We start from the raw sequence: 22,796 nt of genomic DNA, 5'->3' as shown, positions 1-22,796 counted from the left end.
TCGATCCGATGACTCTTGGGTTGACGCTTGGGCTCTTCCGCGTTCTGTTAGGAAGGTTTCCTACCAGAGTTCGAGAGTGACGTATACCCGTCAAGGGAGGGCGAGTTGGTGATCTTGGAGGTCGTGCCCCCTTCGGTCAGCGGGTCTCGGTCAGCCGTTCGCGCACCTGAACAGCGACTTTGTACGTGTCCCCACTCGGCCGGACAGCAAGACGCCCCGGGTCACGAATCCAACCGTCCTCTAGCGCGAACCAGTCGATGGCCTTCGGAGCCCTGTCCTCGTCGAGCGCCGCCCGCAGCTCCTTGAAGTAGGTCTCCCAGCGCAGCCGGTAGAGCCCGCCGACCAGACCGGCCCACTCCCGGTTGGCGTAGTCGCGCAGCCCCGCGTCCGCCCCGGACCGCGTGCCCCACACGGTGAGCAGTGACAGCTGGTCGTACGCGAGCCGGTCCCGTTCCTTCGCGTCGGCGCCCCATGACCGCGCGTCGGCCACCCAACGGCCCAGCAGATGACGGGAGTCGGTGGTCACCAGCTTGTCCAGCAGGTCCATGAGTCCGAGCCAGTTCCGGGTCAGCTCGTCGAAACGGCCGGTGTCCCGGTCGTCGTACGCCTCCTTGATGGAGGGGAGGAGTACCCGGCTGCGGTTGGAGAGGGCTTGGCGCGCCACGTCCAGGAGGTCGCGGCGGTAGGCGGAGGAGTCGCGCGACCCCCGCTGCACAGAGAGCAGTTCGGCGAGGGCGGGCTCGAAGTCCGCCGGTTCGTACCGCATCGCCTTCGGTGACCACGCCGCCGCCGACTTCGCCGACAAGTCGGGCCGTGCGCCGAAGAGGCCGTCCGCGCCCTCGGCCCACTCGTCGGCACGGGTCGTGCCGTACGCCGTGCGGCGCAAGACGTCCCAGGCGGCGGCCGCGTGCGGGTCGGCCGCGCCGTAGCGGGACACGGACCAGTCGGTGAACCAGGCTTCGAGGTCCAAGTCGCCCGTGCGCCACGCCAGTTCGGAGAAGAGCTCGAAGGCGGCCGGGTTGTTGTCGGCCGCCTCCGGCATCAGCGCGATGCCGCGTTGCGTGCTGCCTTCCTTCGTGCGCCACTTCTCGTAGAGCGCGGCCCAGTCGGGGGTGTTGGCGCCGAGGGTGGTGTGTCCGCCGAAGTTCCAGATCGAGCCGAAGGTGTACGGGGTCGAGTTCCAGTCGGACTCGCGGTCGGTGACCTTCGGGAAGCGGTCGGAGAGGCCGTCGACCACGAGCATCCTCGACTTGTCGACGGCGTCGACGATCGCCTTGGGCGGGTTGCTCTGCCAGCCGAGTATCACCCAGGTGGCGGCGGGGTGCGCGGCCTGGAGTGCCTTCTCGACGGCCTTCGCCGCTTCCGGCACCGGGACGTCGCCCGGCTTTCCGCCCTCGTGGAGGAGGTCCATCTTGTACATGGTCGAGGTGCCGAAGAGGTCGTCCTGGGTGCGGTAGAAGGCCGCGGCGACCCTGCCGAAGTGTTCGGTGCGCGGGTCCAGCCAGTCGGGCCGCGCGAAGCCGACCCAGTCGCCCTGCGGCACGGTCCTCGCCCCGGGGTTCTTCGCGGTGAAGTCGGGCGGCACGGTCCCGAAGTAGCCGGGGAGGACGGGTGTCATGCCGAGGTCGCGCAGCCGGTCCGCGATACGGCGCCCCAAAGCGGCCCGCCGGTCGAGGAGTTGGCGCGAGACGGGGTACGGGAACGCGGACATGTTCTGCAGCAGCCACCACGGCTGGTGGGCCGGGGCCGGGATCCACTCGCGCAACTCCTGGTCGGAGTAGCCGAACTCCTGGAACACGCGGTGGTAGAGAGCGTCGGCGCCGACGTACACGAGCACTTCGTTGTAGCCGTGCAGCGCGAGCACGTCGATCTCGCGCTCCCAGTACGACCAGTCGTGGTACGCCCCCGTGTAGCCGTCGTTCGTGTCGTTGAGGACGAAGCGGTGCGGGGCGTTGGCGCGCCCGGTCACCGGCTCGTCGAGGCCGGGGAGTCGCTCGGGCAGGTCCAGCTGGTCGCCTGCCCAGGTGATGTTCGCGTGCGCTGTGTGCTTCAAGTAGTGGCGCAGGCCGGTGAGTTGGACGGCGGGGGTCGGCCCTGCGACGGTGATGTGCCCGCGTCGCCCGGATATCCGGAAGGCGTCGTCGGGCCCCTCGGTTCTGAACGTGAGCTGCTTCCAGTGACCGGGCAGCAGGCGCCGCGCGGCCTTGACCGCGGGCGACGGGCCGGAGGTCGGGGCGCCGTCGGCGGTGGAACCGGAACAGGCGACGGCGGCGCCGGTCGTTCCGGCGAGGGCGGTGAGGAAGGTGCGGCGGGCCAGGGGCATGACGTAGGGATGCCCTCCCGGGTCGTCGATGCTCGGGCGGACGCCCGAGCAGTGCTGGACGGCGCCCCACGATGAACCCCCCGGCGACCATGGTCAAGACGCCCTCAAGGCGTCCTCACGGCGTATCCCCCGCCCGCCGCACACCGCTTCGAACAGCCTGACCCCGGTGCTAGCGTCGGCGGATGACCGCACCGCTGCCCGGCAAGCCGACCCGCGCCTCCACCACCGGCCGTCCCCTGATGGCCGCCCTCGACCTGTTCGGGCGGCGCTGGAGCCTGCGGATCGTCTGGGAGCTGCGGGCCGAACCGCTGGGGTTCCGCGCGCTGCAGGAGCGGTGCGACGCGATGTCGTCCAGCGTGCTGCGCCAGCGCCTGACCGAGCTGCTCGAAGCCCGTCTGGTCCGGCAACTGCCAGACAGCTCCTACGCCCTGACCGCCCTCGGCCGCGACGCCCACCGGGCCCTGCGGCCCCTGGACGCGTGGGCCGAGCGCTGGGCCACGGAGGTCGCCACCGACGGCAGCGGGCAGGCCGCCACGGACGGCGGCACACCGGCCGCCACGGACGGCAGCACGGAGGTCAGCGCCGACTCGGCAGAGGGTCGGCGATGAGCGCGTCCCGCATCCGGTAGACGGCGGTCGTCAGCACACCGAGCGGACGCAGCAGCAGGGTCGCCTCCACCAACTGGCCCGCGGAGTTCACCTGTTGGACGAAGGTGCCGTACACCGACTCCTCGCCCACCCGGCCGGTGAAGGTCGTCACGCTGTGCTGCTCCTTGCCGCCCCGCCCGTCCTCCCCGGCCTCGGTGAATTCGCGCAGCGGTTCGATCCCGGTCAGGCACTCCCCGATCTTCGGGAAGAGGTGTGCCACGTCGTCCCGCCCGCTGTAGTCCGCGACAGGGCTGTGGAAGAGGACGTCCGGCGCGAGCAGGAGCCGGGTCTCGCCGGGTGCGCCGGGCGCCAGTACATCACGTAAGTCGAGATTCATCGGTTTCGCTCCTTCTGGCTCCGGGCGCTTCGGTTTCCGAAGCGCCGATCGGAGCGTAGCCCAGCCGCCGGGACTTTGTCCCACCCTCGTGGGCCCGCATCCCGGCCAACTCCGGCTCCATGTCCGGATCGCGTCCACCTGACCCGGATAGGGCAGTCAGTCATCGGAGCGATGTCACGCGGCGACGCCAACATCGGCCCCATCCGGATCAGTTGGGCACATTGACATCCGATGTATTCAACCCTACGTTCCCGAGCGACCCGTCAACCTCAGGGAGCCGCCCCATGCGCACACCGTTCAGTCGCACCCGGCGAAGAGTCGCCGGGATCGCCCTGCTCCTCGCCTCGGCCCTCGCCGCGACCGCCGTCCCCACCGCGGTCGCCGCGCCGACGGACCCCCCCGCCCCCGCGTCCTCCACGGCCGAGCGGTCCGCGCCTCCCACCGGCCCCGGAACCGACCACGCCACCGACGACCCGTTCACCTCCGACCGCACCAGCTGGTTCCGGCAGGACCGCTTCGGCATGTTCATCCACTTCGGCGCGTACTCCAACCTGGAGGGCGAGTACAAGAAGGCCGACGGCTCCGTCTGCCGCGACGCCGAGTGGATCCAGCGCCAGTGCGACATCCCGAAGGCCGAGTACGAGAAGCAGGCCGCGACGTTCGATCCGGCCGACTTCGACGCCAAGGCCGTGGTCAAGGCGGCCAAGGACGCCGGAATGCGCTACATCGTCATCACCTCGAAGCACCACGAGGGGTACGCGATGTGGCCCACGAAGGTGGGCGACTGGAACCTGCGCGACCACTCCTCCTTCGACAAGAAACGCGACATCCTCGCCGAGTTGAAGAAGGCCTCCGACGACGCGGGCATCAAGCTCGGCTTCTACTACTCGATCTGGGACTGGCACGACCCGGACTTCCCGGACCCGGCCACCTTCCCGAAGTACGAGAAGCGGATGCGCGCCCAGCTCAAGGAGCTGGTGGACAACTACGACCCGGCGCTGCTCTGGTTCGACGGCGAGTGGGACACCGACAACCCCAACAACCCCTGGACGGCGAAGGACGGCGAGAGGCTGGAGGCCTACCTCCGCGACCTCGATCCGGACCTGATCATCAACAACCGCGTCGGCAAGCGCCGCGTGGTCGACGGCGACTACGGCACCCCCGAGCAGGAGATCCCCGGCGCCCCGGTCGACGGCCAGCTCTGGGAATCCTGCATGACCCTCAACGGCCACTGGGGCTTCGCGCGTTACGACACCGACTGGAAGTCGTCGGCAACCCTGGTCAAGAACCTCCTTTCCACGACGTCCCGCAGCGGCAACTACCTCCTGAACGTCGGCCCCGACGCACGGGGCCGCGTCCCGCAGCCGTCCGTCGACCGCCTGCGGCAGATGGGCGACTGGCTGCGTACGTCGGGTCAGGGGAACGCGGTGTTCGGCGCCCGCTACGGCGGGCTCGTCGAGGAACCGTCCTGGGGTTCGGTCAGCCGCAAGGGCGACAAGCTCTACGCGGCGGTCACCCAGTGGCCGGCGTCCGGCGCCGCCCTGCACCTGAAGGCGCGTACGGACTTCGACGTCACGTCGGCGAGGGTGCTCGGCAGCGACCAGAAGGTGATGGTCACCGAGGCCGGTGACGGCATCGACGTGAAGCCGTCCGGCGCCGCGACCAACGACACCGCCACCGTCATCGAGCTGACGGTGGATCCGGGACCGACGGCCCGTCCCGGCAAGGGCAAGGGCCTCAAGCAGGAGATCTTCGACAATGCGGATCTGAGCGGCACGCCGAAGATCACCCGCACCGACCGCACGCTCAACCACGCCTGGAAGTACGAGGGTTCGCCAGCGGCAAGTATCCCCTCCGACAAGTTCGGCATCCGCTGGACCGGGAAGCTGGAGCCGCGCCGCTCGGAGACGTACACCCTGACGACCGTCTCGGACGACATGGCGCGGGTGTGGATCGACGGCAAGCTCGTCATCGACTCGTGGACGCCGCACGAGCCGAAGATCGACAAGGCCCAGGTCGCCCTCACGGCGGGCAAGCGGCACTCGGTCAAGGTCGAGTACGCGGAACAGACCGGCGAGGCCCACATGAAGCTGCTCTGGTCCAGCCCCGGCCAGGAACAGCAGATCGTGCCCTCGACGCAGCTGTACGCGCGCTGAGCGCGTCGGGCCCCAAGTCCCGCGGAGTCAGGACTTGGGGCCCGCACGGCGAGGACCAATGGCGGGCACTTTCCGCTCTCCGGAATGGGCAGTGTTGACGTCGCCCAGCAGGGCAGACGACCACATGTCGATGTACCGGCCACACAGGTCGTTTCATCGGTGAACGCCCATCGCCGACCGAGAGAGTGACTGCCCCGTGAGCGCCCCCGAAGCACCCGAGACACCGGCACCCGCTCCGGAGGCCATGGCCCGGCACCGCGCGCTCTTCCGCGCGATCCACCGCCGCAAGAACCCGCGCCTGCGCCAGTCGGACATCACCGTCACCGAAGAGGCCCAGGTCAAGCGGGCGGTCAAGGCCACCGCCCTGGGCAACGCCATGGAGTGGTACGACTTCGGCGTCTACGCCTACCTCGCGGTGATCATCGGCAAGGAGTTCTTCCCTTCCGGCAACGACACCGCGCAGACCCTTTCCTCGCTGGCCACCTTCGCCGCCGCCTTCCTCGTGCGCCCCATCGGCGGCATGTTCTTCGGCCCTCTCGGCGACCGCGTCGGCCGCAAGAAGATCCTCGCGCTGACCATGATCATGATGTCGACGGCGACCCTGGCGATCGGCCTGATCCCCAGCTACGCCACCATCGGCGTCTGGGCCCCGGTCCTCCTCGTCCTCTGCCGCATGGTGCAGGGCTTCTCCACGGGCGGCGAGTACGGCGGTGCGGCGACCTTCATCGCCGAGTACGCGCCCGACAAGCGCCGCGGATTCTGGGGCTCCTTCCTGGAGTTCGGCACCCTGATCGGCTACACGGTCGCCGCGGTCCTGGTCACCTCCCTCACCGTGTGGCTCAGCGACGACGCCATGCAGTCCTGGGGCTGGCGCATCCCGTTCCTGGTGGCGGCGCCGCTCGGCCTCATCGGCCTCTACCTGCGACTGAAGCTCGACGAGTCGCCCGCCTTCCAGAAGATGGCGGAGGCGGAGAGCGGTCCGGCCGCCGAACGCCAGAAGAAGTCCTTCAAGGACTCCTTCTTCGGCCAGTGGCGGGCGATGCTGCTCTGCATCGCCCTGGTGGCCGCGTTCAACATCACCGACTACATGCTGCTGTCCTACATGCCGACGTATCTGACGCAGCTCGGCTTCGGCGAGACCGGCGGCCTGATGTCCATCGTGATCGTCATGCTGATCCTGATGGCGCTCATCAACACCGTGGGCCGCGTCTCCGACCGCATCGGCCGCAAGCCGGTCCTGATGGCGGGTTCGGTGGGCTTCTTCGTCCTCGCCCTGCCGGCCTTCCTCCTCATCAAGCAGGGCGGCACGGTCGCGGTCTTCACCGGCCTGCTCATCCTCGGCCTCGCCCTCGTCTGCTATCTGGGCGTCATGTCCTCATCGCTCCCCGCCCTCTTCCCCACGGACGTCCGCTACGGCTCCCTGTCCATCGGCTTCAACATCTCGGTCTCGCTCTTCGGCGGTACGACCCCGCTGGTGGTCGCGGCGCTGATCGGCGCCACCGGAAACGACCTGATGCCCGCGTTCTACACGATGCTCGCGGGTCTGGTCGGCATCATCGCGGTCACCGCGATGAAGGAGACGGCCCGTCAGCCCCTGGAGGGCTCCCCGCCGTCGGTCGCGACGGACGAGGAGGCCAGGGAACTGGTCGCGGCGCAGCGGCCCTGATCTCTCAGGCGCGCCCGGCCTCAAGGTCGTCGATCCCGGCCTCAAGGGTGTCGATGGCCTCGGTCAGCCACTTCTTCTCCTCCGTGCCGGTGGCGCGGGCGATCCGGAGCATGCCCTGCCGGAAGAGGTCGGGCGCCTCCTCCGCCGTCACGGGCTTCCCGTCGCGGTAGAAGAAGCTCGCCGGTGTGTCCAGGAACGTCTGGCGGCGGCGGAGTACGGCGGCCTGCTCGGCCGGGTCGGGGAGCTGGCGCAGGAACGCGAGCAGGGTGAAGAAGCGCTGCCCGTCGGTGATCTCGGCGTCCTTGGGGTTCCGGAGGCGGGCGAGGAGTTCGCCGTCCCCGGCCTTGGTGAGGGAGAGGATCCGGCGGGGCGCGGCGCTCTTGCCCGGCTCGGTGCGCTGCTCGACCAGGCCCGCCTTCACCAGGCGGGTGATCGCCGGATAGAGCGCGCCGTCACTGACCGGGCGGATGTGGCCGCTCAGGCCCTGGATGCGGGTCTTGAGTTCGTAGCCGTGCAGGGGTTCCTCGTGGAGGAAGCCCAGAATCGACAGCTCCAGCATGTGAGTTGAGCCCCTTCGTCGCACGTTCGTGAGCGGCGCACCCTTGTCGCCCGGCGCGGTCGATGCTATCTCTATCCGCTGTACCTCGAAAAGAGGTACAGCGGATAGAGGGGGATGGGTCATGGGCCGGACATCACCACCGACAGACCACCGCCGCCGACTCGTCTCGCTCGCGTACCCGGTCTACTTCGAGCTGCTCGCCGGGGTCACGGCCGGGATCATCAACATGGTCTGGGTGGCCCGGCTCGGCGGGGACGCGGTCGCCGCCGTGGCCGTCGCCACGAACGTCGAGAACCTGCTGCTCGGCGTCATCCTCATGGCCGGTTCCGGAACGACCGTCCTGGTCGCACGGGCCCGGGGAGCGAGGGATCCGGCGGCGGTACGGTCCGCGGTGCGCGGCGGATGGGCGCTGTGGGCGGCGATCACGCCGGTCGTGGCCGTCGGCGGCTACCTGTGCAGGGAGCCGCTGGCCCGGCTGGTCCTCGGCGGTGGTGAGGGGGACGCGCTCGCCCTCACCACCGGCTACTTCGCGATCGCGCTGCCGGGGACAGCGGTCTACTTCGCCACGAACGTCGTCGACGGAATCCTCAAGGGCGCGGGCGACACCCGTACCCCGATGCGGCTCGCCCTGTTGGCCAACGGTCTGATCCTCGTCCTGGATCCGCTCTTCATCCTGGGCCTGGAACTGGGCGTCCGCGGGGCGGCGATCGCCACGGTCCTCGGCCGGGGTGTCGCCCTGCTCGTGGGCCTCGTCGCGCTGCGCCGCAACGGACTGCTGCGCGCGGCGCCGCGTGAGGGGAACGGGAAGGGCCTGGTCGCCGACGCGCGCCGGACGGCGGCCACGGGCCTGCCCATGTCGGCCGACTTCGTCGTACGGATGGCGGGCGCGCTCGCGCTGGTCGCGGTGGTCGCCAGGATCGGCGTCGGGGAGGTCGCCGCGTACGGCATCGCGACCAAGGCGATGTACCTGGCGACCATGGCCTTCTACTCCGTGCGCCAGGCCGCGGCCATCCACACCGCCCACCTGCTGGGCACCGGACGCGACGAACGGCGGGCCGTAGGGCGTCAGGCGCTGATCATCGCGGGGGCGCTGGGCCTCACGGCCGCGCTGCTGCTGCTCGCCGCAGGGGCGTGGATCATGCGGGGCTTCGGCGCCGAGGGGCAGGTGGCTGACGCGGGGGCGCTGTATCTGCGGTGCCTGGGGCCGTACTTGGTGCTGCTGGCCTGCTTCATCGCGCTGGGCGGGGTGTTCGAGGGCAGCGGCACAAGCCCGGCCCTCGCGCGCATCACGGCGTGCGGGGTGGTGGTCCAACTGGCGCTCGCTTACACCCTGTCGGGGATGGGGCTGCCGGGCATCTGCCTGGCCATGGCGTCGGCCATGGCCCTGCAGTGTGCGGCGGTCGTCCGCCTCTACCGGCGTGCGGGGCGCTTCGGAGCGCCGCGTCCCGTACGCCGGAAGCGGCGGACGGGCGATGCCGAAGTCAGTCGCAGAGGCGGCGCGTGGTGAGGGCGCCGCCCGCGTTCTCGTCGTCCGTGCCCAGGGCCGCGAGGTCGGAGCCGGGGAGGCAGTGCAGCGCCTCGATCTTGTGGCCCGCGACCTTCTCCAGGACCTCGGGAGACCGGTCGACCATCAGCCGCAGCTTCCCCGCGGAAGTGATGGACAGCTTGCCGGCCTCGCTCACCGCGGAGTCGAACGGCCCGTCGTCGCCGGCGTCCGTGGCCGAACTGACCAGGAGGCGGCCCGACTTGGTCACGTCGATGTCCGAGACGTGCCGCACGTCGCCCCTCGGGTACGACGCACGCAGCGTCGCCTTCTTCACCGCGCCGAACTTCGACTCACCGTAGGCATTGATCGAGAACGGGGCCGCGTACAGCGTCGCGGGACGGTCCGCGCCCGCGCCCCGGTCCGCCCAGACCGCCGCCGTCCTGCCGTTCTGCGTGGTCAGCGCGAAGCTCTCGAAGTCGTCGCCGGTGCCGATCGCGGGCAGGGGTGCGACGTCAAGGACCTGAACGGCCTCCCCGGCGTCGGCCAGCTTGAGGTGGTAGGCGAGCCCGCGGCTCGCCACCGCCATGTACTCGTCGGACGTCCCCGGCACCGCGTCCAGCGCCTCCAGATCGACAGGCTCCGAGCTGCCCTGCCAGGTGACCGGCGTGACCTCGGCCGCCCGGTCGGTGCCGTGGGTGACCTCGGCGATGCGGTTGTCGCCGGGCCGCTTGTTGTCGCGTACGACGAGGGCGCGGAAGGACTCACCCGAACGGGAGGTGACGGTGAGTCCGCTGATGCCGGACTTCACGTCACTCCCGACCTGCTGCCATGGGGCCGCCTTCGGCTGGGCCGTGGAGAGGCCGGTGCTGAGGGCCAGGGCAACCCCCGCCCCGAGAGCGGTGATTGCGGTCAGGACGGTCTTACGCATGGTCAGGGACCTCTCGCTCGGTGCGCGACGCGCGTAGATTCACGGCTGGCCGGACCGTAACGGCCCGGTCGCCGTGAGGCAAGTGAAGTACCTGGACTGGTCTAAGGGGCGGTCGGACCGTGGTGGACTCGCGCCTCTCCGGGTCGGTGGCGGCCATTCCGGCCGCTGTGGTGGCCGCCCCGCGCTCCGGCCGGAGCAGTGTCGCCGCCAGGGCGAGGCCCGCCGTCGCGATGCCCGTGGCCACCCAGAAGGCGAGGCGGTAGCCGTCGGCCGTGGCCGCCACGTCTGTCCGCCGTCCGCGAGCAGCCCTCCGTGCGGCTCGCCGCCAGCGTGGTCAGGACCGAGAGGCCCAGTGAACCGCCCACCATCTGCGTGGTGTTGAAGAGCCCGGAGGCCAGCCCGCGTCCTCCTCGCGCACCCCCGCCATCGCCGGCCCTGTCACCGCGGGCATCGCCGCGGCGAACCCGGCGCCGAGCAGCAGCATCGCGGGAAGCACGTCGACCGCGTACGAACCGTCGGCGGGCAGGCGGCCGAGGAGGGCGAGGCCGGTCGTGATGAGGACCAGACCCGCGAGCAGCGAGCGGTACGGGCCGAAGCGGCCGATCAGCCTGGCGGACAGGCCCGGCATCAGGACGCCGATGGCGACGGGTGCGGGAAAGAATGTGAACCTCGTCTTCAACTCGACGTATCCGAGGACACGTTGGAAGAGGAACTTCAATGTCCCCAGGGAACACCCGGTGTTACCTCGCAGGTGGTGAACGCGCAGGCGTGCCGGCTGCGAGAAGTTCTTGACAGGGTGGTGGGGAAATGGAGCATCTCGATCCTGGTCGCGGCGGCCCACGGACCCACCCGCTTCACGGAGTTGGAGCGCAGCATCGAGGGCATCAGCCGCCGCATGCCGACACTGACCCTGCGGAACCTGGAGCATGACGGCCTGCTCACGCGCACGGTGCATCCGAAGGTGCCGCCGAAGGCCGAGTACGAACTGACCCCGGTCGCCGAGGAGTTGCACGGCAAGCTGCTGACCCTGACGGGGTGGGCCGACCGGCACCGGGTGACGATCGCGCAGTCGCGGGCCGACTATGACGAGCGACGGGGGCTGGACCGCTAGGGCCCCGGCCCCGCCGCTCAGGGGGTGACCTACGGCTTGCGGGCCACCGCGCCGTACGCGTCGACCGGTGTCGCGTCCTCGGAGTCCGGGCGCCACCGGGTGACCTGGGAGACGCCGGGTTCCACCAGCTCCAGGCCGTCGAAGAAGCCGGCGATGTCCTCGACGCTGCGCACGTGGTAGGGGGTCGCGCCGCTCCTGTTGTACGCGTTCGACGCCGCGATCATGCCGTCGCTGGTGGCGGTGCTGTCGCTGATCACCAGATAGCTGCCGGACGGCAGACCCGCCATGAGCCGGGACACCAGGTCGCGCGCCTGCGCGTAATCGCCCACGTGGCCAAGGGTGTTGAGGATCATCAGGGCGACAGGACGGGAGAGGTCCAGGGTCGCGCTCGCGGACCGCAGGATCGCCTCGGGATCATAGAGGTCGGCGTCGATGTACGCGGTCTCCCCCTCGGGTGTGCTGGTGAGCAGCGCGCGGGCGTGGGCCAGGACGAGCGGGTCGTTGTCCACGTAGACGATCCGGGATTCCGGGGCCGCGCGCTGGGCGACCTCGTGCGTGTTGTCGGCGGTCGGCAGACCCGTGCCGATGTCGAGGAACTGGCGGATGCCCTGCTCCGTCACCAGGTGCCGGACCGCGCGGCCCAGGAAAGTGCGGCTCAGACGCGCCACGTCGACCAGACCGGGGTGGATCCCCTTGATGTGGTCGCCCAGTTCACGATCCTTGTCGTAGTTGTCCTTGCCGCCCACGAAGTAGTTCCAGAAGCGCGCCGAGTGCGGTGTGGTGGTGTCGATGCGCGCGCGTATGTCGTCGGCGGCATCGGCTTGGGAGTCACGGTCCGACACGGGGGCCTCCGGTGAGTCATCGGTCTCGGCTTGTACTTGAAAGAACGATCACCGTCCAATCTAGTTCCCGCCGGCCGGTCAGAGGCCGATCACGGTCGGATCGTCGGCAAGCGCCCTGAAGTACTCGCGCGGGTCCGACACCATCTGCCGCTCGGCCAGGTCCAAGAGGCCACCGACGGAGTGCACTTCGGCGGCCTTGGTGCCGTCCGTCTTGCGGATCAGCTGCTCGATGCGGAAGGTCTTGCGCTCGCCCCAGAGGAACGTGCAGGTCACTTCCACCTCGTCACCCGCGCGCAGCTCGCTGAAGTAGCGGATGGTGTTCTCCAGGGCGACCGGTCCCACCCCCTTGGCGAGCAGACCGGCCTGCTCGATGCCCGCCGCGCGCAGCACCGACCAGCGGGCGTGCTCGGCGTACTGCAGGTAGACGGCCTGGTTGAGGTGGCCCTGCGAGTCCGTCTCGTACCCACGGACGCTGATGCTCACGGAAAAGGGCTCCGTCACGACATTCCTTTCGGCGGTTCGGCGGTTCGACGCTTCAACGGTTCGACACGGTCACTACGGGGTCAAGTCCAGGTCATTTCAGGATCTCCGGGGCGACGCGAGGAGATAGCGCACGCCGTGCGGCCGCTCGGCGTGCTCGCTCACCTGCCATCCCGCGGCCTCCAACGCCGCCGCGCAGGCCCGCAGCCGCTCCGGGGACCTCTCGCGTACGGCGACCGCCTCGGGCTGTGGGGTCTCTGCCACCCCGTAGCCGTCGCCCGGCCCCGGAGGGCAGCCCGCCGCCTCCAGGGCGAGCGCGGCGGCCTGCACCAGATGCGTCCGCTCCCAGGCGCAGGGGCGGCCCCGCGCGCCGTCCGGATTGGTCATGCGCCGCATCTCCAGGAGGCCTTCCCACGCGCTGCGTACGTCGCGGGCGCGCGCCGCCGGTATCCCGGCGCCCGGCGGTGGCGCGGGCTCGGCGCCGGTGCGGGCGGCGAAGAGGCCCGAGGGCGACTGGGCGACCGGGGGAGGGCCGGGGACCTCGGCGGCGGAACCGCCCTCGGCGCCTTCCCGTATCCGATGACCCGTGGGCGTCAGGAAGTAGGCGTGCGGCGGCCGGGGATGCCGGAAGGCGAGGCGGTGGCGCACGAGTGCCGTCAACTGTGCCTCGCTCCCGGTCAGCCGCCCCGTCGCCGGGTCGGCGGCCTCGATGATCCGCCGCTGAGCGGCCGTCGGAGGCTTCGTCATGCGCCACCTCTTCCCCAGGTCCTTTTCCGCCTGGTTCCGATAGTGCCTCGCGCCACTGACAACGGCCGCAGGATCTCTGCTGTCAGTGGATGACGGGCCGCCGACTCAGCGAACTGCTCCCGTGTCGAGGTCGACGACCTTCTCGGCGACGAGTTCGAGCGTGCGCCGGTCGTCGTCGGCGGTGCCGCGCTCGCCGGGCGTGCCGGGGTAGGTGTCCAGGAGGACGTCCGTGGCGCCGAGCTCGGCCAGCGCCTCCAGGTCGGCGCGGAGCTGGTCGACGCCGCCGTGCCCCAGCGGGCGTTCCGCCGTGTCCGGCTGCGGGGTGAGCCGCAGCTGGAGGCGGGGCACGAGGTCGGGCGCGGGGCGCCCGGCGGCCTCGGCCTCCGCCGCGATCCGGGGCAGCGCCGTCCGCAGGGCTTCGAGCGTCGGCATGAACGGGTGCCAGCCCTCGCCGAGACGGGCCGCGCGGCGCTGGGCGGCGGGGGAGTTGCCGCCGACCCAGACGGGCAGGTGCGTCGCGGGGGCAGGGGCGTTGCGGATGCCTTCGTAGGAGACATAGCGGCCCTGGAAGGAGGTTGTCTCCTCGGTCCACGCGGCGCGGATCGCGGTGAGGTACTCGTCCGTGATGGCGCCGCGCTCGTCGAAGGGGACACCCAGCGCGTCGTACTCGGCGCGGGACCAGCCGACACCGGCGCCGAGGATGAAGCCCGCTTCGTTGAGCTGGTCGATGTTGGCGGCGAGGCGGGCGGTCTGGAGGGGGTGGCGGTAGGGGATCACGGTGATCGTCGTGCCGAGCCGCAGCCCCGGTACGCGGCCCGCGAGATGCGCGGCGAGCACGAACTGGTCGTAGAACGGGGCCGGATAGACCGCGTGCACGTCGGGGGTGACCGTTATGTGGTCGGAGATCATCGCGAAACCGAACCCGAGGTCACGGGCGTCGGTCGCCTGGCGGACGAGAGACTCGGGGGTGGTGCCGGAGCCGAAGTTGAGGAGGTTAACGCCGTATCGCATGGCGGCAAGTCTTGATGATCTTCGGGGTGTGTGTCGAACCGGGGTCGCCCGTGCCCCTGCCGGGTCGCCCGTGACCGCTCCCGGGCCGGCCGGGGAGACCGGCCGGCCCGGATCCCGCTACTTGCTCATGGCGAAACGCATCAGGGCCTGCTCGTCACCCTGCTTGATCTTCCCGGTCTCGTTGATGACCTCGAGCTTCCAGCCCGCACCGTCACGCATCGCCTTGGCCACGGCGCAGCCGTTGTCGTTCGTCACCAGGCTCGGCCAGATGTCGGCGACCTGCTGGACGCTGCCGCCCGTGGCGTCGTACACCTTGAAGCTGATGTTGCGCGCGTTCTGGAAGGCGCTGCGCTTCTTGTACGCGGCGGCGACGAACACGATGGACGTGATGTTGGACGGCACACGCTCGAACTCGACGGTGACCGTCTCGTCGTCGCCGTCACCCTTGCCGGTCTGGTTGTCCCCGCTGTGCACCAGCGAGCCGTTGCCCAGCGGGTCGAGGGAGTCGAGGCCCGCGAGGCGCACCGGGTCCGCCCCGGCCATCGCGATGGCGATGAGGTCGAGGTCGGTGCCGGTCTTCTGGCGGAGCTTGCCCATCAGGCCGCCGCTGCTGCCGACGGTGGGGTCCCAGGACACCCCGATGGTCAGACGGGTCACTCCGCCGAGATCCGCCGGTCCGTCTTCCTTCTTGAGCGTGATCATCCGTGATCCTTCTTGGTGGTGAGACTGCTTTGAGAGCTTTATGGCTCCGAGTGTGCCTGGTTTTGCGGACGAATGTTCCAGCTCGCCACCACCGGGCGTCCGTGCTCCGTGCTGAGGCGGCAGACCGTTCCGGTCGCCAGCTGGAACGAAGCCCCGCCCGACACCGGCAGTCCGAGCCGCCGGGCCGTGAGCACCCGCAGGAAGTGGGAGTGCGCGAAAAGGACCACGCTGGCCTCGTAGTTGGCCAGCGCCGCGTCGACCTTGGCCAGCATCCGGTCGGCCCGCTCGCCGACCTGCTCCGGTGTCTCACCGGGGTGCTCGGCGGGGCCCGGGGCCACTCCGTCCGTGAACAGGAACCAGTCGGGGCGGGTGCGGTGGATCTCCACCGTCGTGACCCCTTCGTACGCCCCGTAGTCCCACTCGCTCAGGTCGGGGTCGACCCGGGCGTCCGGGAACCCCGCCAACTCCGCGGTCTCCCGCGCCCGCAGCCGGGGGCTCGTGAACGCCGCGCCGATCCGGAACCCGCCGACCAGCGGTGCGAGCCCGCGCGCCTGCTCCCTGCCGTTCTCGGTCAGCGGGATGTCCGTCCAACTGGTGTGCTGACCGGTCATGGACCACTCGGTCTCGCCGTGCCGGACGAGGAGCAGGTCACCCATGGTGCACAACTTCCTGTTCTGTCGGTGGTGGCCGGACCGGAAGGCCCGCTCCGGCCACCACCGAGGTTAGATCCCCGCAGGTACGCGCGCCGGGCGGCCGGAGCCGCGCGTCAGGCAGTAGCCCCCGATGCCCGCGAGGGCGCCGAGCGCGCCCCCGGCCGCGGTCCACAACCAGCGGGATGACCACCAGCCGGATGACCAGCCGTCCTCCGGCTCACCGGATGCCGCCGCCGTGTTGGTGCCGATGCCCGGCACCAGCGGCTCCGCCAGCGCGCCGTCCACCGCCTGGGCGCCGCCCGCGTCACTCGACGTGACCAGCGCCCCGGCACGGATCGGCAGACCCAGGTCGTCCGCCTTGAGGCCGGTGACCGTCAGCCGGGCGTAGTACGTGCCGGGCAGCGGGTCGTTGGCCCACGGCTCGGCCCAGCCGCGCACCGTACGCAGCGTGCAGGACAGTTCGACCGTGTCCGCGTCCTGCGCCGCCGTCCTGGTCTGCGCGCCGAACCGGCACGCCTGGTGGCGCCGCAACCCGTCGTAGACGTCGACCTGCCAGGTGGAGTCGCCGTGCCGGGCGGCGTCCTCGGGCAGCTTCACCGTGGCGTGCACGGTGGGGCGCTGCCCGACGTCCGCGGGGAACGACCAGTACAGGTAGTCACCGGTGGACGCCTCCGCCGTCGCCTCCTGGTCCGGCTTGATCGCGGTCGCCGTACGGAAGGACGTACCGGCCTCGGTCGGGGACACCGGCTTCTCGTCATCGGCGACGGCTGTCCCTGCCGCCCCTGAGGCTGCGATCAGGGCAACCGCGCCCAGCACACCCACTCGGCTCAGCACACGTTTCGTACGCATCAGTTGGTCCTCCAGACCGCGAGGCGCCAGCGCGAGACCCAGCCCCAGACCAGACCGGCGACGAAGCCGATGAGGATCAGGGCGCCGAGCAGCCACCAGCCGTTGCCCAGGCCGAAGGACGCTACGTCCGACGCCTCGTCGGGCGCGTCCACCAGGTCGACGGCCAGCTCGACGGGCAGACCCGGAGTCGTCTTGACGGAGGCAGGCGCCGAGAAGGAGTTGCTGACCTGGAGACACACGGTCTCGGAGGCGGGCCCGCTCTTTCCGTCGGTCTCCTCGCCGTCCCCGGAGTCCCCGTCCTCCTCCGGCTTCGGATAGCGAAGGCCGGTTGAGATCATGTCCGTGCGTCCGTCGCCCGCCTCCGAGCCGCGCACGATCTCGCGTCCGTGCACGGTCGATGCGCGCAGCAGCACGCCGTAGTCCCGGTTCACCGCGCGGTCCGCGCCGACGCTGACGGAAGCGCGCAGCTCCTTGCCGGGCTCGACGTCGACGCGGTACCAGCGGTGCTCGCCGAACGTCTCGCGGTCGGTGTAGACGCCCGCCTTCAGCTGCGGGGCTTGGGAGCACTGGGCGGCGCCCTCGGTCGCCACCGGGGTGGCGACGGGGTCGGCCGCGCGGTCCACCAACTGCTTGACGCGACCGGAGAGTTCATCGGTGTGCCGCACTGACGTATACGTACCGCCGGTGGCCTCGGCGATGCAGCTCAGCTGGTCGCGGGTCTTGGCGTCGGGCACGAGGCCGAGCGTGTCGACCGTGAGGTGGATGCCCTCGGCGGCGATCTTGCGGGCCACCTCGCAGGGGTCGAGCGGCCGGCAGGTGTCCTCGCCGTCGGAGATGAGGACGATGCGGCGGCTGCGCTCGGTGTTGTCGTCCTTGAGGTCGTCGGCCGCCTTCAGGAGCGTCGGGCCGATCGGGGTCCAGCCGGTGGGCGCGAGCGTGGCCACCGCGGTCTTCGCGTCGGTGCGCCCCGCGCGGTCGAGCTCCGCGACCGGGTAGAGGAGCTCGGTGTCCTTGCAGCCCGTCTTGCGGTCGTCGCCGTGGTAGTTGGCGCCCAAGGTGCGTATGCCGAGCTGTACTTCGTCGGGTGTGGCGTCGAGCACCTCGTTGAACGCCTGCTTCGCCGCCGCCATCCGGGACTTGCCGTCGATGTCGCGGGCCCGCATCGAACCGCTGACGTCGAGGACAAGCTCCACCTTGGGCGAGGGCTGTGCCGGTTCTGCGTCGTCGGCGGCGGCGGGACCCGCCGTGCCGAGCCCGGCGGTCAGGGCGGCGAGCAGGGCGAAGGCCCCGGCCGCCGACCGTTGTCTTGTGATCATCGCCGGATCTTATTGATCTTGACGTGCATACCCAAACCGACGGGTGGGTATCAGCCTTCTCCACTCCGGCCGGGGGCCGACTCACCGCCTCGGCCCCGACTTCAGCTCACCGCTTCAGCCCACCGCGTGAGCTCACCGCTTGAGCTCACGCCCCCCGAACACCCCGCCCCCGTCGGCCTGCTTCCACCACGTCTCCAGTGCCGTCTGGTCCATCGACCGCCACGGCGGCGTCTCCTCGACGAGTGCGTGGCCCAGGCGGCGGCCCAGATCGACCATCGCGCCACCGGCGACAGTGCGGTCGGTGTCGTATGTGTCGAGGGCGTCCGGCCAGGTCGTGGCCGTGGCGAAGGCGGACTCCAGGACCGTCGCGTCCTGCAGCGCCTTGACCGCGCCCGCCCCGGTGTGCGGCCGGGCGACGGTGGCGGCGTCGCCCATCAGGAGCACGCGGCCCGTGGTGTAGCGGGGCGCCGTGAAGTCGTACATCGGCTGGAGGAAGAGCTCATCGGGGGTGGTCGAGCGGACGAGGTCCCCCCAGTAGGGCGGCAGCAACTCGTCGCACACGTACGCCAGATGAGAGCTGAGCGCCTCCGTGAGGCCGCCGGGCGGCAGGCTCGTGGGGGCGGTGATCCGCAGGTCGAGACCGAGCCCCAGGTCGAGGTCCGGCGGCGGCGCCGTGTAGAGCACCCAGTTGACGCGGTGACCGCCGACGCCGTCCGGGATGCGGTAGACGATGACGTGGCCGCCGGGGAAGACGACGTACGCGCAGTCCTCCTCCGCCCACAGCTCCGGGTCCGGCAGCCGGTCGGTGGGGAAGGCGCCGCGCCAGGCGAGATAGCCGGCGTACGCGGGACGTACGGCGGAGAACGCCGCCGACCTGACCACGGAGCGGTAGCCGTCGGCGCCGATCACGAGGTCGACGCGGTCCGTACCGAGGGAGGTGTCCACCTCGGCGTCCTCGTCGCCCGTGCGCACCTCCTCCACCGCCACACCCGACCGGAAGACCACCGAATCGGGCACCCGGCCGCGCAACTCACGCCACAGAGGACCCCAGTTGTACGTACGGAAGGGGAAAGCCATCGCCCCGATCTCATGGCCGAGTGGCCCCGCAGCCGAACCGTCCCGCACGTACCACCGGCGCCGCTCCAGCTGCACCCAGGGCATGTCCGCGTCCAGATACCCGGCGGAATCCAGCTCCGCGTAACGGGAGTTGTGCACCGCGAGTCCGACGCCGCGGTCGGCGAGGCGGCCCGCGGCCCGTTCGTACACCGTGATCTCATCGGCGCCACCGCGGTACGCGGCGAGTGCGGCGGCGCATCCGGCGATGCTTCCACCCACGATGGCGACCCTGCCTCCACGCATCATCGCGCCATCCTGGCAGGAAGAATGACCCTCTGTCAGCGCAGAGAGACTCCGCGGCCGGCGAAGAACGGTTCGAAGTCCGAAAGCGCCAGGTCCGCCGTCCGCGTCCCGGCATCGATCCCGGACGGGTTGTGCAGGTGTAGCCCGCCGTCCGCGGAACGGCCCGTGACCAGCACCAGATGGCCGCCCCTGCCGGGCGACGGCCGGTGCGGGCGGCGGATCTCGTAGTGCACGGAGACCATCACCGAACGGCCCTCGTCGAGCAGGCCGGTGATCTCCTCCACCGTGAGGTGCCGGTGCACCGTGGCGTTGACGCCGTGCACCTCGCGTACGTACTCCGCGAAGGGGGCGTAGATCAGCCCGCGGATCGTGCCGGCTGCGTCCTCGGCGTCCTCTGTCTCCTCCGTGTACGCGCCGTACTTCAGCGCGCCGTCCCGCAGCTCGAAGAGCGGGGGCGCGGACGGGCCGAGCGCCATCCGCAGGCACGTCAGCCCACACAGGTGGCCGCACCAGCGCGCGTAGTCGTCGAGGGTGACGGCGCCCGACTCCGCCCAGGCCGGGTCGGCCGCGGGGTCGAGGCCGCCGTACACGATGCGCTCGACCAGGTCGGGCGAGGCGAACTGGGTGAGGGAGGGGACCCGGCAGGCGGAACAGAGAGACACACGACCCCCGTCGTCCGGTGACGTCACTGGCGGTAGCCGCTGAGGAAGCGGCCGATGCGGCTGATCGCCGCGTCGAGATCGTCAGCGTAAGGGAGGGTCAGGATGCGGAAGTGGTCGGGGCGCGGCCAGTTGAAGCCCGTGCCCTGGACGACCTGGATCTTCTCCTGGAGGAGCAGGTCGAGGACGAACTTCTCGTCGTCGTGGATGGGGTGGACCTTGGGGTCCAGGCGCGCGAAGGCGTAGAGGGCGCCCTTGGGCTTCACGCACGAGACGCCGGGGATCTCGTTCAGCTTCCGCCACGCCATGTCGCGCTGTTCGTGCAGCCTGCCGCCCGGCGCGGTCAGCTCCTGGATGGACTGCCGGCCGCCGAGCGCGGCCTGGATGGCGTACTGGGCGGGGGCGTTCGGGCACAGGCGCATGGAGGCGAGCATGGTCAGCCCCTCCAGGTAGCTCTTCGCGTGCTGCTGCGGCCCCGTGACGACCAGCCAGCCGGACCGGAAACCCGCGACGCGGTACGTCTTCGAGAGACCGCAGAAGGTGAGGACCACGAGGTCGGGGGCGAGGGCCGCGACGCTGTGGTGCACGGCGTCGTCGTACAGGATCTGGTCGTAGATCTCGTCGGCGAAGACCATCAGGCCGTGGCGGCGGGCGAGGTCGAGGATGCCTTCCAGGATCTCCTTCGGATACACGGCGCCCGTGGGGTTGTTCGGGTTGATGATCACGACGGCCTTCGTCCGGTCGGTGATCTTCGACTCCATGTCCTCCAGGTCCGGGTACCAGTCCGCGGACTCGTCGCACACGTAGTGGACGGCCTTGCCTCCGGAGAGGGTCGTCACCGCGGTCCACAGGGGGAAGTCCGGTGCGGGGATGAGGACTTCGTCGCCGTCCTCCAGGAGTGCCTGGACGGCCATGGTGACCAGCTCGGAGACGCCGTTGCCGAGGAAGACGTCGTCCACGGAGACCTCGTCCAGGCCGAGCGCCTGGTAGCGCTGGGCGACTGCGCGGCGGGCCGAGAGGACGCCGCGCGAGTCCGTGTAGCCATGCGCCTGGGGGAGCATCCGGATCATGTCCTGGACGATCTCCTCGGGCGCCTCGAAGCCGAAGAGCGCGGGGTTGCCGGTGTTCAGGCGCAGCACGCTGTGGCCCGCCTCCTCCAGGGCGTTCGCGTGCTCGATGACCGGGCCCCGGATCTCGTAACAGACCTCGCTGAGCTTGCTGGACTGCCGGAACTCCATGCGCTGTGCCTCCCGTGACGTGAGTTACTTGGTTTTACCAAGCTGGAGCTTGGAAAGTCCAACAACTTGCATAGACTGCGTCGCATGCCACCTGCACCCAGGCCTCGCCGAAGCTATGACCAGTACTGCGCTGCCGCCCGTGCCCTCGACACCGTGGGTGACCGCTGGACCCTGCTGATCGTCCGCGAACTCCTCGTCGGCCCCCGCCGCTACACCGACCTGCACGCCGACCTGCCGGGTGTCAGCACGGACGTCCTGGCCTCGCGGCTCAAGGACATGGAGCGCGAGGGCCTGACGACGCGCCGCCGCCTGCCCCCGCCGTCGGCCGCGTACGTCTACGAACTGACCGAGCGGGGACGCGAGTTGCTCCCGGTCCTGCAGGCACTCGCCGCCTGGGGTGCGCCCGCGCTCCAGGAGCGCGGCCCGACGGACGCGGTCCGCGCGCACTGGTTCGCGCTGCCGCTGCTGCGGGGCCTTGCCGGGCTCGGGGTCGAAGGGGTGGTCCAGGTCAGCCTGGACGAGGGGGAGTTCCATGTACGCGTGGGGGGCGGAGCCGAGTCGTACGGCGACGGTCCCGCCCCCGAGGCCCCCGACGCGTTCCTGGCCCTCGACGCGGATGCCTGTGTCGCGGTGGGGCAGGGCGTGCTGACGGTCGCCGAAGGGGTGAAGGCGGGCCGGATCGAGGTGTCCGGCGAGAGCGTCCTGGCGAAGGCCCTGCGCGAAACCTGATCGTGGTCGGGCGGACCCCCGGCATACAGTTGCCGGTGTGCTGCGTGAAGTGACTGCTGTCCGGTATGTGAACCCGCTGCGGACCGGGGGCTCCGTGCCCGGCGTCGTCGAGGCCGACGACCTGGGGACGTACGTCGTGAAGTTCACCGGGTCCGCGCAGGGCCGCAAGGCGCTGGTCGCCGAGATCATCGTCGGCGAGCTGGCCCGCCGCCTGGGCCTGCGCTTCCCGGAGCTCGTCCTGGTCCACTTCGACCCGGCGGTCGCGGCGGACGAGCCGCACCAGGAGGTGCGGGACCTGCTCGACGCGAGCGCCGGGCTCAACCTCGGCATGGACCTCCTGCCGGGCGCCGCGGACTTCACCCCCGAGGCGCTGGACGTGGACCCCCTGGAGGCGGGCAGGGTGGTGTGGCTCGACGCCCTCACCGCGAACGTCGACCGCACGGTGCACAGCTCGAACCTGATGGTCTGGCCCACGTCCGGCCTCCAGCCGCCGAGGCTGTGGCTGATCGACCACGGCGCGGCCCTGGTGTTCCACCACCGCTGGGGCGCGTCCGCGCCGGACAAGGCGTACGACTTCCGCCATCACGCTCTCGGGGGGTACGCCCCCGATACGGTCGCCGCCGATGCGGAATTGGTTCCGCTCGTGACGGAGGCCGCTCTGCGCGAGATCGTCGCCATGGTGCCGGACGCGTGGCTGGCATCCGAGCCGGGGTTCTCGTCCCCCGCGGAGGTGCGGGAGGCGTACGTCGGCTTTCTGCTGGCCCGTGTCCGTTCCTCCGCGGCCTGGCTGCCTACGGACTTCCCCAGCCGGGGAGAGCTTGACGCCGCCGATGCGCGGCGCGCTGCCGCTACGGAGAGGGGCCGCCCTGCCTGGCTGAAGCGGGTGCCTGATCTGCATGGGAAGCCTGCGGCCGAGCAGGATTGGTCGCGGCACATCGGTTAGCCGCGGGTGCGTCGTGGCTGGGCGCGCCCACGCGGCGGAGCCGCACAGTGTCACA

At 70.7% G+C, this 22,796-nt stretch carries 24 protein-coding genes; 8 read left to right on the top strand and 16 right to left on the bottom strand.

What is annotated here, in order from left to right:
• Positions 1-136: 136 nt before the first annotated feature.
• Entirely contained in the window at positions 137-2,323 is a 2,187-nt protein-coding gene (locus AC5P1C_RS00565; RefSeq protein WP_493863617.1) for an alpha-N-acetylglucosaminidase, read from the bottom strand.
• A gap of 182 nt (positions 2,324-2,505) precedes the next feature.
• On the opposite strand from AC5P1C_RS00565, the gene AC5P1C_RS00560 reads away from it, so the two are divergent.
• A complete protein-coding gene (locus AC5P1C_RS00560; protein ID WP_493863616.1) occupies positions 2,506-2,931 on the top strand; it encodes a winged helix-turn-helix transcriptional regulator in 426 nt (141 codons plus the stop codon).
• Here the strand turns inward: AC5P1C_RS00560 and AC5P1C_RS00555 are convergent.
• On the bottom strand, positions 2,900-3,307 hold the full coding sequence (locus tag AC5P1C_RS00555; protein ID WP_493863615.1) for a hypothetical protein: 408 nt from the start codon (positions 3,305-3,307) through the stop codon (positions 2,900-2,902). The genes AC5P1C_RS00560 and AC5P1C_RS00555 overlap by 32 nt on opposite strands.
• 284 nt (positions 3,308-3,591) lie before the next feature.
• Between AC5P1C_RS00555 and AC5P1C_RS00550 the strand changes: the two genes are divergently transcribed.
• Both AC5P1C_RS00550 and proP read left to right on the top strand, forming a co-directional pair.
• Entirely contained in the window at positions 3,592-5,463 is a 1,872-nt protein-coding gene (locus AC5P1C_RS00550; RefSeq protein ID WP_493863614.1) for an alpha-L-fucosidase, read from the top strand.
• A gap of 244 nt (positions 5,464-5,707) precedes the next feature.
• Positions 5,708-7,129: a glycine betaine/L-proline transporter ProP gene (gene proP, locus AC5P1C_RS00545; RefSeq protein ID WP_493864010.1), complete on the top strand. Its 1,422-nt coding sequence runs from the start codon at positions 5,708-5,710 to the stop codon at positions 7,127-7,129.
• Positions 7,130-7,133: 4 nt separating this feature from the next.
• On the opposite strand, the gene AC5P1C_RS00540 is transcribed toward proP, so the two are convergent.
• Positions 7,134-7,688, bottom strand: coding sequence for a PadR family transcriptional regulator (locus tag AC5P1C_RS00540; RefSeq protein ID WP_493863613.1), 555 nt, complete (start codon positions 7,686-7,688; stop codon positions 7,134-7,136).
• Positions 7,689-7,809: 121 nt separating this feature from the next.
• On the opposite strand from AC5P1C_RS00540, the gene AC5P1C_RS00535 reads away from it, so the two are divergent.
• Positions 7,810-9,195 (top strand): MATE family efflux transporter, encoded by a 1,386-nt coding sequence (locus AC5P1C_RS00535; RefSeq protein WP_493863612.1) that lies wholly within the window; start codon positions 7,810-7,812, stop codon positions 9,193-9,195.
• On the opposite strand, the gene AC5P1C_RS00530 is transcribed toward AC5P1C_RS00535, so the two are convergent.
• A complete protein-coding gene (locus AC5P1C_RS00530; protein WP_493863611.1) occupies positions 9,170-10,102 on the bottom strand; it encodes a hypothetical protein in 933 nt (310 codons plus the stop codon). The genes AC5P1C_RS00535 and AC5P1C_RS00530 overlap by 26 nt on opposite strands.
• A gap of 119 nt (positions 10,103-10,221) precedes the next feature.
• On the opposite strand from AC5P1C_RS00530, the gene AC5P1C_RS00525 reads away from it, so the two are divergent.
• Complete coding sequence (locus tag AC5P1C_RS00525; protein ID WP_493863610.1) at positions 10,222-10,365, top strand: hypothetical protein; 144 nt, start codon at positions 10,222-10,224, stop codon at positions 10,363-10,365.
• Between the two features lie 71 nt (positions 10,366-10,436).
• Here AC5P1C_RS00525 and AC5P1C_RS00520 read toward each other — a convergent pair whose 3' ends face one another.
• Positions 10,437-10,820, bottom strand: coding sequence for a hypothetical protein (locus tag AC5P1C_RS00520; RefSeq protein WP_493863609.1), 384 nt, complete (start codon positions 10,818-10,820; stop codon positions 10,437-10,439).
• On the opposite strand from AC5P1C_RS00520, the gene AC5P1C_RS00515 reads away from it, so the two are divergent.
• Positions 10,803-11,213, top strand: coding sequence for a winged helix-turn-helix transcriptional regulator (locus AC5P1C_RS00515; protein ID WP_493863608.1), 411 nt, complete (start codon positions 10,803-10,805; stop codon positions 11,211-11,213). The two genes, AC5P1C_RS00520 and AC5P1C_RS00515, sit on opposite strands and share 18 nt — an antisense overlap.
• A 29-nt stretch (positions 11,214-11,242) precedes the next feature.
• Here the strand turns inward: AC5P1C_RS00515 and AC5P1C_RS00510 are convergent, their stop codons facing one another.
• The 11 genes from AC5P1C_RS00510 to AC5P1C_RS00460 all read right to left on the bottom strand — a co-directional run bounded on the left by AC5P1C_RS00510 (position 11,243) and on the right by AC5P1C_RS00460 (position 21,069).
• Positions 11,243-12,055, bottom strand: a complete 813-nt coding sequence (locus tag AC5P1C_RS00510; RefSeq protein WP_493863607.1) for an SAM-dependent methyltransferase — start codon at positions 12,053-12,055, stop codon at positions 11,243-11,245.
• Between the two features lie 78 nt (positions 12,056-12,133).
• A complete protein-coding gene (locus AC5P1C_RS00505; protein ID WP_493863606.1) occupies positions 12,134-12,556 on the bottom strand; it encodes an acyl-CoA thioesterase in 423 nt (140 codons plus the stop codon).
• Positions 12,557-12,634: 78 nt separating this feature from the next.
• Positions 12,635-13,282, bottom strand: a complete 648-nt coding sequence (locus tag AC5P1C_RS00500; RefSeq protein WP_493863605.1) for a hypothetical protein — start codon at positions 13,280-13,282, stop codon at positions 12,635-12,637.
• A 105-nt stretch (positions 13,283-13,387) separates the two neighbouring features.
• Positions 13,388-14,293, bottom strand: coding sequence for a TIGR03619 family F420-dependent LLM class oxidoreductase (locus AC5P1C_RS00495; RefSeq protein ID WP_493863604.1), 906 nt, complete (start codon positions 14,291-14,293; stop codon positions 13,388-13,390).
• A 117-nt stretch (positions 14,294-14,410) separates the two neighbouring features.
• Positions 14,411-14,995 (bottom strand): TerD family protein, encoded by a 585-nt coding sequence (locus AC5P1C_RS00490; protein WP_493863603.1) that lies wholly within the window; start codon positions 14,993-14,995, stop codon positions 14,411-14,413.
• Positions 14,996-15,033: 38 nt separating this feature from the next.
• The gene (locus AC5P1C_RS00485) at positions 15,034-15,651 is read right to left on the bottom strand and encodes a histidine phosphatase family protein (protein WP_493863602.1); all 618 of its coding nucleotides are present in this window, start codon (positions 15,649-15,651) and stop codon (positions 15,034-15,036) included.
• Positions 15,652-15,717: 66 nt separating this feature from the next.
• Positions 15,718-16,497: a hypothetical protein gene (locus AC5P1C_RS00480; protein ID WP_493863601.1), complete on the bottom strand. Its 780-nt coding sequence runs from the start codon at positions 16,495-16,497 to the stop codon at positions 15,718-15,720.
• The gene (locus AC5P1C_RS00475; RefSeq protein ID WP_493863600.1) at positions 16,497-17,813 is read right to left on the bottom strand and encodes a VWA domain-containing protein; all 1,317 of its coding nucleotides are present in this window, start codon (positions 17,811-17,813) and stop codon (positions 16,497-16,499) included. The genes AC5P1C_RS00480 and AC5P1C_RS00475 overlap by 1 nt, the downstream gene beginning before the upstream one ends.
• A 132-nt stretch (positions 17,814-17,945) precedes the next feature.
• Complete coding sequence (locus AC5P1C_RS00470; RefSeq protein ID WP_493864009.1) at positions 17,946-19,172, bottom strand: FAD-dependent monooxygenase; 1,227 nt, start codon at positions 19,170-19,172, stop codon at positions 17,946-17,948.
• Between the two features lie 35 nt (positions 19,173-19,207).
• Positions 19,208-19,834 (bottom strand): cysteine peptidase family C39 domain-containing protein, encoded by a 627-nt coding sequence (locus AC5P1C_RS00465; protein WP_493863599.1) that lies wholly within the window; start codon positions 19,832-19,834, stop codon positions 19,208-19,210.
• Between the two features lie 23 nt (positions 19,835-19,857).
• A complete protein-coding gene (locus AC5P1C_RS00460) occupies positions 19,858-21,069 on the bottom strand; it encodes a pyridoxal phosphate-dependent aminotransferase (RefSeq protein ID WP_493863598.1) in 1,212 nt (403 codons plus the stop codon).
• Positions 21,070-21,153: 84 nt separating this feature from the next.
• Here AC5P1C_RS00460 and AC5P1C_RS00455 point away from each other — a divergent pair, with 84 nt between their 5' ends.
• Together AC5P1C_RS00455 and AC5P1C_RS00450 are read left to right on the top strand one after the other, a co-directional pair.
• Positions 21,154-21,798, top strand: coding sequence for a winged helix-turn-helix transcriptional regulator (locus AC5P1C_RS00455; RefSeq protein WP_493863597.1), 645 nt, complete (start codon positions 21,154-21,156; stop codon positions 21,796-21,798).
• A 37-nt stretch (positions 21,799-21,835) separates the two neighbouring features.
• Positions 21,836-22,741 (top strand): HipA family kinase, encoded by a 906-nt coding sequence (locus tag AC5P1C_RS00450; RefSeq protein ID WP_493863596.1) that lies wholly within the window; start codon positions 21,836-21,838, stop codon positions 22,739-22,741.
• The last annotated feature ends 55 nt before the right edge of the window (positions 22,742-22,796 follow it).

The sequence above is a fragment of the Streptomyces sp. A18 genome, from assembly GCF_059026065.1.
The sequence above is the reverse complement of the archived record's forward strand: the minus strand, read 5'-3'. Positions and strand labels throughout refer to the sequence as shown.